Here is a 14,218-nt window from a genome sequence, read left to right on the forward strand (position 1 = left end):
ATGACGCCACAGCACATGTCGTCCGGGCAAGCGATTTTCGTGCAGGCATCCGGACCCGCTTGTCCGGGTCGCCGCACAGGAGTGCGCCTCCCCTGCGATCGCGTCGATCGACACAGAATCCGTCACTGTGACTCACCTCACATATCAGCCCTGTCACAAGCCGGAGGCGGTGAGCGTCTGGTGTTGTGCCAGAGTCGATGGTGGACGGACAGGAGCTATCCATGAGCGAGCAGATCGATAAGACCACCGAGGCGTTCGTGACGCATCGCAACCTGCTGTTCACGGTCGCCTACGAGATGCTGGGCTCGGCGGCCGATGCGGAGGACGTGCTCCAGGAGACCTGGATGCGCTGGGTGGACGTCGACCTGCGGGAGGTGCGTGATCAGCGCGCCTATCTCGTCCGCATCACCACGCGGCAGGCGCTGACCCGGCTGCGCACGCTCGGGCGCCGCAAGGAGTCCTACGTCGGGCCGTGGTTGCCCGAGCCGCTGCTGACCACGCCCGATGTGGCCGAGGACGTCGAGCTGGCGGACAGCGTGTCGACGGCGATGCTGCTGGTCCTGGAAACCCTCGCCCCGACCGAGCGGGCGGTCTTCGTGCTGCGCGAGGTCTTCGACCTGGGATACGACGAGATCGCCGCGGCGGTCGACAAGACACCGGCCGCGGTACGCCAGATCGCCCACCGCGCACGGGCACACGTGGCGGCGCGCCGCCCGCGCGGAGCGGTGTCGGCGGACGAGTCACGCCGTGCGATCGAGGCCTTCCAGCAGGCGATCGCCACCGGCGATCTGCAGAATCTGGTCGACATGCTGGCACCGGACGTGGTGCTGCTCGGCGACGGTGGTGGCGTGGTACAGGCGGTGCCGCGGCCGATCACCGGCGCCGACAAGGTGGCGCGGGTGCTGCGGGCGGGCCTGCCACGACTCAGCACCGAGGCGACGGTCGAGTCGGCACTGATCAACGGCTGGCCCGCGCTGGTCATCCGGATCGGCGGCCAGGTCGACGATGTGCTGACCGTGCGCATCGACGACGGCCTGATCACCGGGCTCTATGTCGTCCGCAACCCGGAGAAGCTGTCGCGTCTCGGACATCGGACCACGGTCAGTCGCTGATCCGGTGAGCCGATCGCCGGGAGCCGCACCGATGAGTTCGCGGTGCCACCGTCGTCTGCACTACGGACGAGGAACTGCGGCGGTGCCGCCGGGCGTGGGCGCGTCGTGCCCCGGTCGGCGATCGAATGCGCCGCGCCGATCGAAAGGTGTCTCCGGTGCCGGATGCGGTGTCTCGCGAGGACTTGTGGGCAATGGCGCACACGGAGCGTGCGGCGCTGGCCGACGACCTCGCCGAGCTGGACGACGCGCAGTGGGCGCAGCGCTCACTGTGCGGGCAGTGGACGGTGGAGGAGGTCGTCGCACACCTGACCGCGGCGGCCAGCACCAGCCGACTCCGTTGGCTGCGTAGCGTTCTCGCTGCGCGCTTCGATTTCGACGAGCACAATGCCCGGCGCCTGACCGAACATCGCGGCGCGACACCGGCGGAAACTCTGGTGCGCTTCCGGTCGATCATCGGCAGCACCACCTCGGCCTCCAGCCGCCACACCGCGGCCTGGCTGGGTGAGGTGATCGTCCACGCTCAGGACATCCGCCGACCGCTGGGACTGGCCGGTGCCCCCGCGCTCGCGGCGGTCACCGAGGTAGCGCGGTTCTACGCCGAGCGGAATTTCGCGGTTGCCAGCCGCACCGCGATCGACGGTCTGCGTCTCGAGGCGACCGATGGTCCCTTCACCGCAGGCGCCGGGACCGAGGTCCGGGGCACGACGCTGGCACTGACGATGGCCATGGCCGGCCGAGCGGTCTACTGCGACGATCTCACCGGCCCGGGCGTGCCGACGCTACGCGGGCGTCTCTGAGAATCGCTCGCGCATCGTCAGATAGCTGTCGAGTTGGCCTGCGCCGCTGAGCAATCGGCGGCTGCGGGTATCGAGGCGGTGCTGCCAGGAGTCGAGGAAGGCGTCGAGTGCCTCCGTGCCGCCGGCCGCGCGCAACGATTCCAGGAATCGCGCGACCTGGTGCAGCCGATATCCGCCGCGGCGCAGTTGTCGCGCTATCTCGGCATCGCGCACGGCCTCGGCGTCGTAGCGGCGGTAGCCGGTGCCACGCTCGCGGTCCGGGTGCAGGATGCCCTCCGTCTCCCAAGCCCGCACCGTGGCCGGATGCAGGTCGAGCCGGCGCGCGAGTTCGCCGACGGTCAGCGGGCGGCCGGGGATCGCCGGGGCCGTGGTGGACAGGCTGTCCAGTGCCGCGGCGACCTCGGTGCGGGTGTCGCGTTCGGTGCGCAGGGCGACGTGCGCGGCATCGATGAGCCGGTAGGCGGATTCGAGGTCGGCGTCGTTGACCGCGCGCATGATCTCCACCGCCTGCCCGTGCCCGTGGCCCGCGCGCAGGGCGAGGAAGGTGCGCAGCGCCTGCGCGTGCACGGGGGTGTAGGACCGGTAGCCGGTCTCGGTGCGCGCGGCCGGCGGGAAGACGCCCGCGTCCTCGTAATTGCGCACCGCCTGGGCGGACAATCCGTGCTCCCGGGCCAGATCGATGGGCCGCAGCTCACACCTCCATTTGAGGGTTCAGCACCTTGATTCCGGGTGAACCGTGAAGAAGTTTCACCCGATTCTTCAACGATACCGTCGAAGGTAGCCAATTTCGGAAGGGGTGTTCCATGTCCACGAACTCCACGTCCACGAACTCCATGTCCACGAACTCCATGTCCACGAACTCCACGTCCACCGCCACCACATTGCGTGGAATCGGCCGCCAACTCGGTGACTCCGCCGCCTTGGGCCGCGCCGTCGACGAACTGCTCGGCACACGGTCCGAGTCGCCGGTGTTGTTCGGTCTGGGCGAACCGACGCACGGGATCGAGGCATTCCCGTTGCTGCGCAACGAGATTCTTCGGCATCTGGTCGACCGCGGATACCGGTCGATCGCCGTGGAAACCGATATCTTCGCCGCGTCCGTCGTCGACGACTACGTGCACGGGGGAACCGGCGATATCGACACCGTGCTCGCGACCGGGTTCAGTCATCGGTTCGGCGAGGTGCCGGGCAACCGGGAACTCGTCGAGTGGCTCCGGGCGCACAATGCAGAACTGCCACAACGGGATCGGGTTCGCTTCCACGGGTTCGACGCGCCACTGGAGTTCGCCGCGGCGCCGAGCCCGCGCCGCGCCCTGTTCGCCGTCCACGATCGGCTGCCCGCGGCATTGCGGCCCGAATCGGCCCGCGACCTCGACACATTGCTCGGCGAGGAGGCGGAGTGGACGAACGAGGAGGCCATGTACGACCCGGCGGTCTCCATCGGTGACTCCGACCGGGCGCGGGCATTGCGGATCGCCGCGGACGATCTCGCGGGTGCGCTGCGGCGCGCGGCGCCCACCCTGCGCCCCCTGGACCAGGCCGGTTACGACCTGACCGCCGCCTACGCGCGGACCGCGCTGGGGCTGCTCCGCTATCATGCCGCGATGGCGAGTCCCGCCTCCGATCGGATCGGTCGCCTGCTCGCCGTGCGCGCCGAGATGATGGCGGACAACCTGCTGGCGCTGGTCGAGCAGGAGCGGCGGCACGGGCCGACCCTGGTGTTCGCGCACAACGTGCACTTGCAGCGGGCACAGTCCGGTATGCCGGTCGGCGCGGACGAGGTGAGCTGGGGTAGCGCCGGTGCGCTCGTCGGACTCGCGCTCGGCGAACGCTATGTCTTCGTGGCGACCGATGCCCGCCCGCAGGCCGAGCCGGACACCTTCCAGGGCATGCTGGCCGAGGCGACGACTCGCCGGGCACTGTTCCCGGCGGCGGAACTGCTCGCCGCCCTGCCCCCATCGATCCGCACGGGCGAACCGATCGTGCGCGGCCATATTCCGCTCGCCCCGGCGGATGTGACCGGGGCCGACGCGATCCTCTTCGTGGCCGATACCGACGGCAAGCAGCATCGGTACTGGTAGCCGGCGAATAGCCGCGTTATAAACCGCCCGCCGCGAAACAACAACTGTCATCACATGATTCGGAGGGTCGCGGGGTGGGCGGCCCGATCCGGTGACGTCCGCCCCGCGACTCCCATGGGACAGCCCGACCAACCCGACCGGACTGTCCCCCTAACGCACAACGCGGCTACCGGCGGCTGGGTGCCGCCGGTAGCCGGGCGTTATGCGCGGGTCATCGCTCGAGCAGCGCGCCCAAGGCGGTGATCGAGGCCCGGCGTTCGTAGGCGATCCAGGCGAAGATCGCAGTGAGCGCCAGCGGGAAGGGAGCCAATTCCGGGGTGCCGGCCAGGAAGGCGTTGAAGCCGGCGGCGAGGAAGGTGACGATCGCCAGGCCGATCGCGGCGGCCGCGGTCAGGCGGGGCACCATGAGTCCGATCCCGCCCGCGACCTCGGCGAGACCGATGAAGACCAGCAGCGCCAACGGGATCGAGAAGGCAGTGGCATTGTTTTCCATCAGGGTCTGCGGGATGACGAGCTTCGGGCCGCCGGAGGCGATGACGAAGAACAGACCGAGCACGATCTGCAGGGTCCACAGGACGCGGTTGCGGATCTTGCCGGGGCCGACGGCGGCGGTGGTCTGGGTGGCGGTGACGGCGGTCATTTCTCGTTCCTTCTGGGTCGGTCGCGCCGGGTTGGTGGCGCGTTCAGCAGTAGGGACGGGGGCGGTCCGGAAAACTCATCGCCGCGGTCGAAACAATTTCCACCGGGCCGTCGGGACCGGATGTGCGCTGTGTTCCGGCAGAGGCACGCCAGCGCGTCGGCGCCGCGAGCGGCCGGGGTCACGGTGAATCCTCAACCGCCGTGACCCGCAATCTGTCGGCACCCCGGTCTATCATCGAACACATGTTCGAACACTGGCCGGAGAAGGGAGAACAGGCCCTGCACCGTGTGGTGGTTCCGCCGATGCCGGTGCTGGTGGATATCGCTGCCGCGATCCCCACCGATCCCCGAGCCCGTCCGCACGATGCCGAGCACGAGAGCGCAGGGGGCGTGGTGCGGGCGGGCGGTCTCGATATGACCGGACGAATGCCCGGGCGTTTGCACGCGTGGGCGCGCGCGGGCGACGGAACCTGGCTGGGCTTGGTCGAATTCGAGTTGATCACGGGTAATCGGCGCAGTCGGCTACCGGTCACGCAATGGTGCCCCGCACATGCCCTCATCATGCGTGGCGGATGCGGGCCGCCCGATTAGGCGGCCCGCGATATCGCTACGCGGGCAGGCTGTTCCGGGCGGGCGCCCCGGTTTCGACCAGGCCGGCAAGCGCGGTCGGCAACGGCCCCTCGTGCAGGACGCCCAGGCGTTGGGTCGCCCGGGTGAGGGCCACATAGAGTTCGGCCGCACCGCGTGGTCCGGTGGCGAGGATCCGCTCCGGATCCACCACGAGGACCGCGTCGAATTCCAGCCCTTTCGTCGCCGCCGCCGTAACGGTGCCGGGTACCCCGGGCGGGCCGATCACGATGCTGGTTCCCTCGTGTTCGGCTTCCGCTTGCACGAATTCCTCGATCGCGGAGGCCAATTCGCCCGCATCGACCTGCCGCGACCACGGTTGGACACCGCAGGCGCGCACCGACTCCGGTGGTTGGACACCCGGCGCGAACTCGGCGAGCACCGCCGCGGCCACCGACATGATCTCCGCGGGTGTCCGGTAGTTCACCGACAGCGTCCGATAACGCCAGCGTCCCGGCACGTACGGCTCGAGCATCGCGCCCCACGAGGTCGCTCCCGCGGTCGAACGACGTTGAGCGAGATCGCCGACCACGGTGAACGACCGTCCCGGACAGCGGCGCATGAGCACGCGCCAATCCATCGCGGACAACTCCTGCGCCTCGTCGACCACGATGTGCCGATAGGTCCAATCCCGGTCCGCCGCAGCGCGTTCGGCCAGCTCCCGGGTATCGCGCTCGACGAAACGCTCGGCCAGATCCTCGGCGTAGAGCAGATCCGTCGCGAACAGATGGTCCTCGTCGTCCATCATGTCCTCGCGGCCGGTCATCAGGTCCAGCACGCCGGCCGCGTACTCGGCCTGCGCGGCGCGTTCCCGTTCGGCGGAGGTGTCGGCCGGTGTGTCCCGGCCCAGCAGATCGACCAGTTCGTCGAGCAACGGCACATCCGACACCGTCCACGCCGCACCCTCGGCACGCCACAGCGCCGGATCACCACCGGCGGCCCGCAACCGTTCGGGCGACGAGTACAGCGAGGCCAGCAACTCCTGCGGGGTGAGGATCGGCCAGAGGCGGTCGAGCGCCGCGGTGAACTGTTCGTTCTCCGCGAGTTCGGCCACCAGATCCGAGCGCATGTTCTCCCACGCCTCGCGGTCGTCGCGGGTCAGCCAGCCCTTGCCGATCCGGGCGATCGACCGTTCGGTGATCACATACGTGACGATCTCCCGGAAGACCGCACGCGCCTCGTTGTGCGGCAGCCCGCTCGCCCGTGCCTCCGAGCGCGCCCATTCGGCCATCTCGGCATCGATACGCGCGGTGACGTCCGCCAGTTCGACGGTCAGCGGCTGCTCGGGCACTCGCTGCCGGTCGGCGATCGCGGCCGCGAGCACCTCGAGGATGTCGAGCGAACCCTTGAGCCGCGCGGCATCGGCGGTATCGTCGGCGGTGACGTGCAAGCCGGGAACGAGATCACCGGTGGTGGTGAACACCACGTTGGTCTCACCGAGCGACGGCAGCACCCGGCCGATGTGATGCAGGAACTCGGGGTTGGGCCCGACCACCAGCACACCGTGCCGTTCCATCTGCTTGCGCTGGGTATAGAGAAGATAGGCGACCCGATGCAGCGCCACCACGGTCTTGCCCGTACCGGGTCCGCCCTCGATCACCAGCACACCCGGATGATCGAGCCGGATGATCTCGTCCTGTTCGGCCTGGATAGTGGCCACGATGTCGCGCATCCCCGCACCGCGCGGTGCGTTGACCGCCGCCAGCAACGCGGCGTCGCCGCGCTCACCCGTACCCGGGCGCCCGAACACCTCGTCGGTGAAATCCACCACCTGGCGCCCGCGCGTATGGAATTGGCGCCGCCGCCGCATATTCTCCGGACTGGCCGCGGTGGCCACGTAGAACGGCCGCGCGGCCGGCGCCCGCCAATCCAGCAGCAGCGGCTCGAACTCGTTCGCCTCGTCGAACAGGCCGATCCGGCCGATATAGGACGGTTCACCGGCGACCGTATCCAGCCGCCCGAAACACAGTCCGTTGTCCGCGACGTCCAGCCGCTTCACCTCGCGCGCCAGCGCCCGCACCTCGGCATCCCGTTCCACCAGGGCCGCGCCACCACGCAGGGCCGCGCGGTAGCCGACCTTCGCCCGCGCGCGCTCGGCGTCGAGGCGCGCGTAGAGCCCGGCCACGTAGCTGTCCTCGGACCGCAATTCGTCTTCATATCTCTGATCCGCCATATGCCCCTTCTCCGGCTCGACGATCGCGGTTGTCGTACTGCGGACATCGATGTCCCGCCTCGGCCGTACGGATCCTCGTTTGCGCAGGTTCCAGCCTCGGCGGGCCATTGTGCGGCATCACCGGGGCCTTGCCGCAAGGCCCCCTGTCGGCTATATATTGGATATGGAAGGAGCGGGTTCTCCCTCTTCCGATCAGGCCACCGTCAGCTCAGGACTCGGCCAGCGCATCCACCACCTCGCGCACAGCGGCGCGCAGTAGTCCGGCGTACTCGTCCACATCCGGCATCGCCTGGGGATCGCTATGGATGGACAGTGTCACCGTGTCACCCAGGCCGTGCAGGCCGTGGGTCAGGTGCATGACCGCACCCAGTGCCGGGAAACCGGCGGTGAACCGGACCCTTCCGCCCGCGATCGAGAGATCGGCGGGGCCGCGGTCGACGCTGGAAAGTACTGTGTTGCCGGAGATCCGGCCGGGAACCAGATCCAGCGGAAAGTTCGCGATATCGCGGCGAAGGATCGGCGCCGGCAGGGCGTCGGTGACGCGGTCGCGGACCGACTGCAGCGGGTGAGTGGCCCGGATGCGGCGTTCGGCGAGGGTCGCGGCGATGCGGTCCGCGCGCAGGCGCAGATCCGGTTCGGCGACCGCGAGATCGATGCCGAGATCGCGATAGTTGTTGCGCGACATTCGCTTTCCGGATCGTAGCGCGTCCGATGACCGGCTCGGCAGAGCCATCGACACCTGCGCGCCGAGAGCGTCGATCGGTTCGCCGCGCGCGGCGAGGTAGCGGCTCATCGCGACGGAGATCGCGGTCGAGGCGACGACGGTGACCGTATATCCGGGGGCACGCAGGTTCGCGTCCACGATCATCCGGACCGCGCGCCGCCGCGGCGCGGGCGGGCGGTTCAGGAGGGTGGGCGCGAAATCACCCGCCGCGCCCGGAATCTCGCCCGCGGTCGCGAGCCGACTCAATTCGCCGTCGGCGCGTGCGGCGGCCAGGCCGCGGCGTACGGTCCGGACGAGGCCGAGCGGAACGGAGAACAGCGATATCGCCTCGGCCGCACAGCTTTCCATACCGTGTGCCACGCCTGGCACGGCGGCGCGATCGGACGGGCCGACATCGCCTTCGGCCGGTCCGCCCAGGAGTTCGCGGGCGATCGCCGCCGCACGCTTCCCGTCGGCCAGTGCGTGCGAAAGCTGTAGCACCACAACGAGGCCCGGTCCGGTACCGCCCGGCGCGTCGCGGATTCCGCGGAACAGATGCAGTCGCCACGCGTACCGATCCGCGGGCACCCCCTCCCCCAGCAGCTCGCCCAGCGCCGCTTCCACATTCGTCCACAGCGGTTCGCCGAGGTGGTGCACAACCACCTGTGCTTCATCGAAACCGCATGGCTCCCAGGCGGGATAGGCGAAGCGGTATTCGCGGACGCGAACCCGCAGATCGGGGATTTCCGCGCTGCGGGCGAGCGCGGCCGCCCGCAGGTCACCGCTCGGACATCCGGTGTCGTCGAAGCAGTACAGCAGGAACAGATCGTTGCACCCGCGACGGGCGAGCCAGAACCTGGTGGCATCCTGCGGCGTCAGCACATCCACCCGGGCGACGATATCCACAACCGTCCACAATTTCCGCATCGAAACCATCGACGCAGGTCAACCCCAATGCTACGATCTGTAGTAGACGCAAAATCAACCACTCTCACATACGCGGGGGCGGGTGAGAATCATGACCATCCCGGCCGATGCCGACGAAAGATTTCGTGCGGCTGCCTTCGTCAGAAGATCCATCAACAAGGTATTTCCGACCCACTGGTCGTTCCTCCTGGGCGAGATAGCCCTCTACAGCTTCGTCATCCTGCTGCTGTCGGGGATCTATCTGACCCTGTTCTTCGACCCGTCGATGACCGAGGTCGTCTATCACGGCTCCTACCAGCCGTTACGCGGCGTCACCATGTCACGCGCCTACGAATCGGCGCTGAATCTATCCTTCGAGGTGCGGGGCGGGCTGTTCGTACGACAGGTCCATCATTGGGCCGCATTGCTTTTCGCCGCCTCGATCATCGTGCACATGTGCCGCATCTTCTTCACCGGCGCGTTCCGCGCACCGCGCGAAGCGAATTGGGTGGTCGGCTGCCTGCTGCTGATCCTGGCCGTGTTCGAGGGATTCTTCGGCTACTCACTGCCCGATGATCTGCTGTCGGGCACCGGACTTCGGGCGGCGTTCGCGGCGATCACCATGGGAATTCCGCTGGTCGGCACCTGGCTGCACTGGCTGATGTTCGGCGGCGACTTCCCCGGCACGATCATCCTGCCGCGCCTGTACATCGCTCATGTGCTACTGATGCCGGGCATCATGCTGGCGCTGATCGTGGCGCATATCGCAATGGTCTGGTACCAGAAACACACGCAGTTCCCCGGGCCGGCCCGCACCGAGAAGAACGTGGTGGGCACACGCATCGTCCCGGTGTTCGTACTGGATCAGGGCGCGTTCTTCATGTTCACCTTCGCCGTGCTCGCGATCATGGGCGGTGTCGCGCAGATCAATCCGATCTGGAACCTGGGGCCGTACGACCCGGCACATGTCTCGGCCGGTACCCAGCCCGACTTCTATCTGATGTGGACCGACGGCTTCCTGCGCCTGTTCCCGCCGTGGGAGCTGTACCTGTTCGGGCACACCGTGCCGGCCGCCTTCTCGGTGGTGGTGCTGATGACGGTGGTGTTCGCGGCGCTGTTGGCCTATCCGTGGATCGAGAAGCGGCTCAGTCGTGACCGCGCGTCACACAATCTGCTGCAGCGGCCGCGAGATGTGCCGGTGCGCACCGCGATCGGGGCGATGGCCATCGCGTTCTACCTGGTGCTCACCCTGGCCTGCGTCAACGACATCATCGCGCTGAAATTCGATATCTCGCTCAATGCGACGACCTGGATCTTCCGGATCGCCCTGTTGATCGTCCCACCGCTGGCCTACTTCCTCGCCTATCGGATGTGCCTGGCCCTGCAGCGCGCCGACCGCTCGGTCCTCGCCCACGGCATCGAGACCGGGATCGTGCGCCGGCTGCCGCATGGCGAATACGTCGAAATCCATCAGCCCCTGGGCCCGGTGGATGCCGACGGTCGACCCGTGCCGCTGGAGTATCAGGGTGCGGCCGTCCCGAAGAAGGTGAATCGGCTGGGCCTGTCCGGAGCGCCCGGCACCGGCAGTTTCCTGCGGGCGGATCCGTCCGACCAGCGCGAGCTGCTCGATGCCGTCACCCATGATCAGGAACGGTGCCGGCTCGCGGCACTGCGCGGATCGCGCGACGATCCGGACTGACCGTCACACATCACTGATCGTCACACATCAAGGCCCCGAGCTGGTCCGACTCGGGGCCCCCATCCGGTGTGCCGACGCCTCAGGCGGAGCCGAACGTCTCGGCCGTCACACCCGAGACGAACGCGTCCCACTCGCCCGGCGTGAATGCCAGGATCGGTCCGGCGCCGCGGTCTTTCGTATCGCGAACCCCGACATTGCCGTCGCCGAGAAATGCGACCTCGACGCAGTTTCCGTCGGGCCCGCTGTATTTACTCTTACGCCATACCGCACCGGACGAATCAACCTTCACCACAGCATCTCCTTTTCCTTCGTCGATAACGCGAAAATCCTGCTTCACTCATCGGAAACCTGGGCCCCGCGTGGTGCCGTAGTCCCGCAATGCGCCTGGTCATGGCGCCCGAACTGCTCAATTCACCGACCGGTACACGAGGCGCACACCTCCATGGTGCACCCTCGGGGTGACCCCGGGAGAGCACCCTAGCAGCACCCACAATCACCGTGCGCTGTCTTTTCACTTTCAACCACCGAATTGCGGATGAAGAATTTCCATTCACTAATAGCGGAAGAATTGCCAAATGAACGGAGAATGATCCGGTAAACGAATCCCCGGGAGGGAATTACCCATCCCGGACGGTCGGTCGCACACCCCGTAAACCGTGCGGTTGCTCGAGGTGGATCATGGAGCTGTGGTGGAACGAGATCGCGACGATGCCGGACACGCCCGAAATGCCCGTCCTCGAGACCGATTCGGGCGACCGCTACCGCCCGGTAGCGTGGGCGTGGCCCGGATTCCGGATGATCTCGACCTTCCGCCGGGCGAAACCCTGGAGTACGCCCAGCGTCTGCTCGACGACGGCCTGGCCTTCAACGCTCACGAGGTACTCGAGGCCGCCTGGAAGAACGGCCCGTTCGCGGAAAGGATGCTGTGGCAGGGCCTGGCGCAGTACGCCGTGGGCCTCACCCACATCCAGCGCGGGAATCCGAAGGGCGCCCGCACCCTGCTCGAGCGCGCGATCGGCCGCTTGGCGACCGATCCGGCGCCGCCCTACGGGATCGACGCGAACGGTCTGATCACCCATGCCGAGGGCCTGCTGGCGCGGCTGGACGCCGGTCGCGCCATCCCGGAGGACGAGCTGTGCCCGAGGCTGCGGGGATGACGCCGCTCGCAACGGGCCGGATGATGCCGCATACGGCCGGTGCGGGCCGTTTCGCTCCCAGCCCGTCCGGGGATCTGCACCTGGGCAATCTACGCACCGCCCTGCTGGCCTGGCTGTTCGCGCGCTGCTCGGCCCGCAATTTCCGGCTCCGGATCGAGGACCTCGATCGGGTGCGCCCCGGTGCGGAGCAACGCCAGCTCGAGGATCTGGCGGCGATCGGGCTGGACTGGGACGGTGCGGTTGTCCGGCAATCGGAGCGCACGCAGCACTACGCGGACGCGATCGACCGGCTCACCGCCGCCGGTATGACCTACGAATGCTATTGCACGCGAAGGGAAATCCAGAAGGCCGTGACCGCGCCACACGGACCGATGGGCGCCTATCCGGGCACCTGCCGCGAACTGAGCGCCGCCGAACGAGCGGCCAAGCGCGCCGAAGGCCGACCGGCCGCGCTGCGCTTGCGCTCACGGACAACGGAATTCGAGATAGCCGACGAGATCCACGGCACCTACCGCGGTGTGGTCGACGATTTCGTGCTGCGCCGCGGAGACGGTACCGCCGCATACAATCTGGCGGTCGTCGTCGACGATGCGAGCCAGGGCATCGACCAGGTCGTCCGGGGTGACGATCTCCTGCCGTCATCCCCGCGCCAGGCCTATCTGGCCACCGAACTCGGACTCGCCGTGCCCGGCTACGCGCACGTCCCCCTGGTGCTCAACACCGACGGCGCCCGGCTGGCCAAGCGCGACGGGGCGGTGACCCTGCGCGACAGAACGGCACTCGGCGAAACACCGCGGCAGGTCTTCGCACTACTCGCGGCATCTCTCGGCTATCACGGAGAGACGCCGCGAGCGCTGCTCGACCAGTTCACGCCGGCCACGGTGCCGCACGAGCCGTGGATCCTGGACCCCCAGCATCCGGATCCGGCCCGCCACGGCTGATCCCGCTACGTACTCGACACCACGATGTTGATCACGACCCACACGATGGTCAGCACGATGCCGGCGGCGCCGACCCAGATACCACCCAGCGCCAGACCCTTACCCTGACCGCCGCGCTCCTTGATCTGATTCAGCGCGACCACGCCGAGGATGATGCCGACGATGGATCCGATGCAGGTGCACAGCCCCAGGATCGACGCGATCAGCGAACCGATGGCCAGGCCGTTCGTCCCCTGCTGCGGCTGGGCGTATCCGTACGGCTGATACGGCGTCGCCGCCGGGTAGCCGTAGTTCGGCTGACCGTACGTGGGCTGGCTGTAATTCGGCTGGCCGTAGGGTTGCGACTGCGGTTGCTGCTGCGGATAGCTGGGATACGACGGCGGCGGACTCGGCTGCGCGGGCTGATTCGGCGCCGAGGAGTACCCCGCCGGAGGCGGGCCGGCCGGGGGCGGCGTGGCCGACGGCGGCACCGACTGATGGCCGCCCGAGTCGGACGACACACCCTCCCCACCGTACTGTTTCCACCATTCGTCGGAATCGCCGGGATTCGTCATTGCAACAGCCTATTCCACCGAGGCCCGGTGCCGGTATCGTGCACAGCTCGTGAGCGAGACACAAGAAACGACACCGACCGGGGAGTCTGGACGCCCCGCGGTCGAGCACGCAGCGTTTGCGCAGGCCGCGGGGAGTCCCTTCACGTTGATCGTGACGCTGTTCACGGCAACCCTGATGATCTCCAACATCTGCGCCACCAAGGGCGTCCAGTTCTTCACCGGCCACGAGCTGCACCTCGGGCCCATCGAAATACTGCCGATCACCACCGACGGCGCCTTCTTCCTGTTCCCCCTCGCCTATGTCATCGGCGATGTGCTCAGCGAGGTCTACGGCTTCAAGGCCGCCCGGCGCACCATCTATTACGGATTCGGCATGCTGATCCTGATGGTGGTGTGCTTCTGGATCGCCATCGGCCTGCCGGCCGCCGAGTTCTACGACGGCCAGGACGCTTTCCGCACCGTCGCCGGCACCACCCCGCAGCTGGTCGCCGCCGGCCTCGCCGGTTATGTGGTGGGACAGTTCCTGAACTCGGTGACGCTGGTGCTGATCAAGGAGCGCACCAAGGAGAAGCACCTGTGGGCCCGGTTGCTGGGCTCCACCGTGGCCGGGGAGTTCGGCGACACTCTGATCTTCTGCTCGATCGCGGCCACCGCCATCGGTATCGACACCTGGGGCGCGTTCATCAACTACGTGATCGTCGGATTCGTGTGGAAGACGCTGTGCGAGGTACTGGTCATGCCGATCAGCTATCGCGCCATCGCCTACCTGAAGAAGAAGGAACCCAGCTACGCACCGCTGGACAAGCCCGCGCTCTACAGCTAAGCGAGC

14 protein-coding genes are annotated in these 14,218 nt (G+C 67.8%); 8 read left to right on the top strand and 6 right to left on the bottom strand.

Going from position 1 to position 14,218, the window contains the following annotated elements; genetic code table 11:
- Positions 1-221: 221 nt before the first annotated feature.
- Both LKD76_RS31060 and LKD76_RS31065 read left to right on the top strand, forming a co-directional pair.
- Positions 222-1,112: an RNA polymerase sigma-70 factor gene (locus LKD76_RS31060; protein ID WP_227984982.1), complete on the top strand. Its 891-nt coding sequence runs from the start codon at positions 222-224 to the stop codon at positions 1,110-1,112.
- Between the two features lie 191 nt (positions 1,113-1,303).
- A complete protein-coding gene (locus LKD76_RS31065; RefSeq protein ID WP_227984983.1) occupies positions 1,304-1,909 on the top strand; it encodes a maleylpyruvate isomerase family mycothiol-dependent enzyme in 606 nt (201 codons plus the stop codon).
- Here the strand turns inward: LKD76_RS31065 and LKD76_RS31070 are convergent.
- The gene (locus LKD76_RS31070; protein ID WP_227985495.1) at positions 1,892-2,599 is read right to left on the bottom strand and encodes a MerR family transcriptional regulator; all 708 of its coding nucleotides are present in this window, start codon (positions 2,597-2,599) and stop codon (positions 1,892-1,894) included. The two genes, LKD76_RS31065 and LKD76_RS31070, sit on opposite strands and share 18 nt — an antisense overlap.
- A gap of 158 nt (positions 2,600-2,757) precedes the next feature.
- Here LKD76_RS31070 and LKD76_RS31075 point away from each other — a divergent pair, with 158 nt between their 5' ends.
- Positions 2,758-3,990: an erythromycin esterase family protein gene (locus LKD76_RS31075; RefSeq protein WP_227985496.1), complete on the top strand. Its 1,233-nt coding sequence runs from the start codon at positions 2,758-2,760 to the stop codon at positions 3,988-3,990.
- 211 nt (positions 3,991-4,201) lie between these two features.
- Here LKD76_RS31075 and LKD76_RS31080 read toward each other — a convergent pair whose 3' ends face one another.
- Positions 4,202-4,630 (bottom strand): DoxX family protein, encoded by a 429-nt coding sequence (locus LKD76_RS31080; protein ID WP_227984984.1) that lies wholly within the window; start codon positions 4,628-4,630, stop codon positions 4,202-4,204.
- Between the two features lie 242 nt (positions 4,631-4,872).
- On the opposite strand from LKD76_RS31080, the gene LKD76_RS31085 reads away from it, so the two are divergent.
- On the top strand, positions 4,873-5,220 hold the full coding sequence (locus LKD76_RS31085) for a hypothetical protein (protein WP_227984985.1): 348 nt from the start codon (positions 4,873-4,875) through the stop codon (positions 5,218-5,220).
- A gap of 16 nt (positions 5,221-5,236) precedes the next feature.
- Here LKD76_RS31085 and helR read toward each other — a convergent pair whose 3' ends face one another.
- Positions 5,237-7,429, bottom strand: coding sequence for an RNA polymerase recycling motor ATPase HelR (gene helR / locus LKD76_RS31090; RefSeq protein ID WP_227984986.1), 2,193 nt, complete (start codon positions 7,427-7,429; stop codon positions 5,237-5,239).
- Between the two features lie 208 nt (positions 7,430-7,637).
- Positions 7,638-9,068 carry a WS/DGAT/MGAT family O-acyltransferase gene (locus tag LKD76_RS31095; protein WP_227984987.1) on the bottom strand — a complete coding sequence of 477 codons (1,431 nt, stop codon included), beginning with the start codon at positions 9,066-9,068 and terminating at the stop codon, positions 7,638-7,640.
- Between the two features lie 82 nt (positions 9,069-9,150).
- Between LKD76_RS31095 and qcrB the strand changes: the two genes are divergently transcribed.
- Entirely contained in the window at positions 9,151-10,737 is a 1,587-nt protein-coding gene (gene qcrB / locus LKD76_RS31100) for a cytochrome bc1 complex cytochrome b subunit (protein WP_227984988.1), read from the top strand.
- A 79-nt stretch (positions 10,738-10,816) separates the two neighbouring features.
- On the opposite strand, the gene LKD76_RS31105 is transcribed toward qcrB, so the two are convergent.
- Positions 10,817-11,074 (bottom strand): DUF397 domain-containing protein, encoded by a 258-nt coding sequence (locus LKD76_RS31105; RefSeq protein ID WP_372465956.1) that lies wholly within the window; start codon positions 11,072-11,074, stop codon positions 10,817-10,819.
- A gap of 349 nt (positions 11,075-11,423) precedes the next feature.
- Between LKD76_RS31105 and LKD76_RS31110 the strand changes: the two genes are divergently transcribed.
- Positions 11,424-11,894, top strand: coding sequence for a DUF309 domain-containing protein (locus tag LKD76_RS31110; protein ID WP_227984989.1), 471 nt, complete (start codon positions 11,424-11,426; stop codon positions 11,892-11,894).
- Complete coding sequence (gene gluQRS, locus LKD76_RS31115; RefSeq protein ID WP_227984990.1) at positions 11,891-12,835, top strand: tRNA glutamyl-Q(34) synthetase GluQRS; 945 nt, start codon at positions 11,891-11,893, stop codon at positions 12,833-12,835. Before LKD76_RS31110 ends, gluQRS begins: the two co-directional genes overlap by 4 nt.
- 5 nt (positions 12,836-12,840) lie before the next feature.
- On the opposite strand, the gene LKD76_RS31120 is transcribed toward gluQRS, so the two are convergent.
- Positions 12,841-13,389, bottom strand: a complete 549-nt coding sequence (locus LKD76_RS31120; protein ID WP_227984991.1) for a DUF4190 domain-containing protein — start codon at positions 13,387-13,389, stop codon at positions 12,841-12,843.
- Between the two features lie 49 nt (positions 13,390-13,438).
- On the opposite strand from LKD76_RS31120, the gene LKD76_RS31125 reads away from it, so the two are divergent.
- Positions 13,439-14,212, top strand: coding sequence for a queuosine precursor transporter (locus LKD76_RS31125; protein WP_227984992.1), 774 nt, complete (start codon positions 13,439-13,441; stop codon positions 14,210-14,212).
- Positions 14,213-14,218: the final 6 nt, after the last annotated feature.

Origin of the sequence: Nocardia spumae, from assembly GCF_020733635.1 — a bacterium.
GTDB classification, from domain to species: Bacteria; Actinomycetota; Actinomycetes; order Mycobacteriales; family Mycobacteriaceae; genus Nocardia; species Nocardia spumae.